This is a genomic window from Idiomarina xiamenensis 10-D-4, assembly GCF_000299895.1.
Classification (GTDB): Bacteria; Pseudomonadota; Gammaproteobacteria; order Enterobacterales; family Alteromonadaceae; genus Idiomarina; species Idiomarina xiamenensis.
Genome location: NZ_AMRG01000046.1, coordinates 1 through 1,433 on the forward strand (window position 1 = coordinate 1; position 1,433 = coordinate 1,433).

Sequence of the window (1,433 nt, forward strand, 5' to 3'; positions counted from 1 at the left end):
CTTTGCCTTAGAAACCCACGCAGCCACCATCATGCCTGATATCGAGTTTTTTAGATAACATTTGAAGTGGTTTGATCATCATCACGCTCTCCACTAGCGCTAGTGGTGAGCATCACGGTAATACTTCCTTAAGCGATTTAACAACAACCAAAGCGCTCCACTCAATAGTGTATACGTAGCAGGCCAAATCCAGAAAACCAACCCAGATAAGCCGTCCGCTGGGCTTGATGCCACCAGCCATTGGAAATAAATAAACGAAGCGACTAACGTGACCAGCATTGGCACCCAAATACTAAGTTTTAAACATAGCAAAACAACGATTACTATAAAAAAAACATGAATCCACATAATATATTCCTTACTATTTTAAATTACAGAAATCAGTCAACCCCCTGTCAATACAAACTCACAAACCTGATTCGTCCAAGCAAACTCACCATCGCTAACTCGAGTAGGGTAACACCTATATTCGTACGTAAAGGTTACCCCATCAAAAACATATGAAAAACTCCCGGTATAACGAGGGCCATTACTGACACCATCACTACTTTCCAAAAACAGCCTGATTAGCTTCGTGGCCGGCCATACAAAATGATTTTTGATTATTTGCACCTGACGTACAGTATGCATTGTATGCACTTTCTGATTCGACCACCTTTTTATAATAAATATATGCCGCCTCTTCTAAGGCTTTCTTTGTTAAAAACTTTAAGAAAACATTCAAATCATCTGTGGCATTAATAATTGCAACCTTTAGAGACTCTTTGAAGAGATCATCACAAAACATTTTCGAATAGTTGCCATTTGAATAGCACTGGTCGTGACCAGAACAAGCGTTAGAAAACACCCCATCAGGTATCCAAGTTGCGAGGTCACTACCCTCTGGCCCGCAGATCCCGCCAAAAGGCCCACTAAGACCATAAGTACTAAACTCTGAATGATAATCAGAAGTGCTATTCATATTAGCTTCTATAAAAGAAATTCTATCTTTTAAAATGTAGTATTTATTTAAAGCATCATATGCTTCCGCAGGTACTGGTATCGGAGCTTGTATTTGTTCCCCTACCCGGGGCACCCTTTCTACGCTGTAAGCTCTTATATTATTTAATTCCAAGTTGAATATTACGACATTCCCACTATTGAAAAGTGAAGCTGTGTTTCGAAATTGCATTTCAGATGAACAATCGTTACATATCGTCAACTTCCAGAAACTTCCTACTTCTGAAGCGATAGAACTAAAAGAACAAAGACTTAGGAATATAGAAAAAAAGAAGAAACTGGATAAAAACCTCATACTTTACCCCTTATTTTTATTGAATAAAAATTAACAACACAATATATAAAGAGGAAATGGTAATTAATATTATTTGTGATAAATCTGACTAAATAAGGTATAGAAAGCTAAATCTTGAACTCAGGAGCCATTATTCTTG

General features: G+C 37.6%; 1 protein-coding gene. It reads right to left on the reverse strand.

The window, feature by feature from the left end:
- Positions 1-544: 544 nt before the first annotated feature.
- Positions 545-1,294 (reverse strand): hypothetical protein, encoded by a 750-nt coding sequence (locus A10D4_RS13305; protein WP_008490142.1) that lies wholly within the window; start codon positions 1,292-1,294, stop codon positions 545-547.
- Between the last annotated feature and the right edge of the window lie 139 nt (positions 1,295-1,433).

Coding starts and splice junctions, on each gene's coding strand:
- A10D4_RS13305 (WP_008490142.1), bottom strand. CDS start 1,294: ATGAGGTTTTTATCCAGTTTCTTCTTTTTTTCTATATTCCTAAGTCTT.